Below are 1,800 nucleotides of genomic sequence, written 5' to 3'. Positions count from 1 at the left end.
GCGCGGCATCGCGTCACGGGTGGTCTCGGTGCCCTCGCTCGAGCTGTTGTTAGCGCAACCAGAGGCGAAGCGCGCCGAGATCATCGGCAACGCGCCGGTGAAGGTCGCGATCGAGGCCGCCGTGCGCTGGGGCTGGGATGCCGTGATCGGCCAGGATGGCGAATTTGTCGGCATGCATTCCTTCGGCGCGAGCGCGCCGGCGAAGGACCTTTACAAGCATTTCGGCATTACCGCCGAGGCCGCGGTTAACGCCGTGCTGAAGCGCGTTTCCTGAGAGTTGAGCTTGCCAAAAAAAAGGACTACGTAACGTCCCATATGATCAAGCACCGCCCGGCCGAACCGGGCGTCCGCCCTAAAAAACCCTCGCTGACGCGTTAGCCGCGCGTCCGGCGGGATGACAACGGTCATTGAAGGAGACGAAAGATGGCAGTCCGCGTTGGAATCAACGGTTTTGGTCGTATCGGCCGCAACATCCTGCGGGCGATTGCCGAGTCAGGCCGCAAGGACATCGAGGTGGTCGGCATCAACGACCTCGGCCCGGTCGAGACCAACGCCCATCTGCTCCGTTTCGACAGCGTCCATGGCCGCTTCCCCGGCACCGTCACCGTCGACGGCGACTCGATCAGCCTCGGCAACGGCAAGATCAAGGTGACCGCCGAGCGCGATCCCTCGAAGCTGCCCTGGAAGGATCTCGGCGTCGACATCGCGATGGAATGCACCGGCATCTTCACCGCGAAGGACAAAGCCTCCGCGCATCTGACCGCCGGCGCCAAGCGCGTGCTGGTCTCCGCGCCCGCCGATGGCGCCGACGCCACCATCGTCTACGGCGTCAACCACGACACGCTGACCAGGGATCACATGGTCGTCTCCAACGGTTCCTGCACCACCAACTGCCTCGCGCCGGTGGCCAAGGTGCTGAACGACCTCGTCGGCATCGAGACCGGCTTCATGACCACGATCCACGCCTATACCGGCGACCAGCCGACGCTGGACACCATGCACAAGGATCTCTATCGCGGCCGTGCGGCGGCGATGTCGATGATCCCGACCTCGACCGGCGCCGCCAAGGCGATCGGTCTCGTGCTCCCCGAGTTGAAGGGCAAGCTCGACGGCGTCGCGATCCGCGTGCCGACCCCGAACGTCTCGGTGGTCGACCTCAAGATCATTGCCAAGCGCGCCACCGACGTGAAGGAAATCAACGCGGCGATGAAGCGCGCCAGCGAGCAGCAGCTCAAGGGCATTCTCGGCTACACCAACGCGCCGAACGTCTCGATCGACTTCAACCACGATCCGCACTCCTCGACCTTCCACGAGGACCAGACCAAGGTCCAGAACGGCACGCTGGTGCGCGTGATGTCCTGGTACGACAACGAGTGGGGCTTCTCGAACCGCATGGCCGACACCGCCGTTGCGTTCGCGAAGGTGATCTAAGCAAGGTCTCGTGTCCCGGACGCGGCGCAGCGTGGCCTCACGATGCGCCGCAGAGCCGGGACTCATGTCTCACCCCGCGTAGGTCCCGGTTCGGCACAGCGGCACTTCGCGCCGCAGTGCGCCCGGGACAAGAGAGTGTCCGATGGCAAACAAATTCCGCACCCTCGACGACGTCGACGTGAAGGGCAAACGCGTGCTGCTGCGCGTCGACCTCAACGTGCCCATGGAGAACGGGCGCGTCAGCGACGCAACGCGGCTCGAGCGCGTCGCGCCGACCATCGCCGAGCTCTCGGACAAGGGCGGCAAGGTGATCCTGCTCGCGCATTTCGGCCGGCCGAAGGGACGCGACGCCAAGGAGTCGCTCAAGCC

Annotated in this window: 3 protein-coding genes; all 3 read left to right on the top strand. The window is 65.0% G+C overall.

Features of this window, described 5'->3' with window-relative positions:
* On the top strand, window positions 1-274 hold a 274-nt coding region (locus tag AC1D00_RS39525), incomplete at its 5' end, for a transketolase-like TK C-terminal-containing protein (RefSeq protein ID WP_477014418.1).
* Window positions 275-423: 149 nt separating this feature from the next.
* Window positions 424-1,431, top strand: a complete 1,008-nt coding sequence (gene gap / locus AC1D00_RS39520) for a type I glyceraldehyde-3-phosphate dehydrogenase (protein WP_404553008.1) — start codon at window positions 424-426, stop codon at window positions 1,429-1,431.
* Between the two features lie 142 nt (window positions 1,432-1,573).
* Window positions 1,574-1,800: phosphoglycerate kinase (gene pgk, locus AC1D00_RS39515; RefSeq protein ID WP_477014417.1), on the top strand; the 227-nt coding region annotated here is incomplete at its 3' end.

The sequence above is a fragment of the Bradyrhizobium sp. P2_E8 genome (assembly GCF_056403875.1).
Note: the sequence above shows the minus strand (reverse complement) of the source record. Positions and strands in the feature narration are given on the sequence as shown.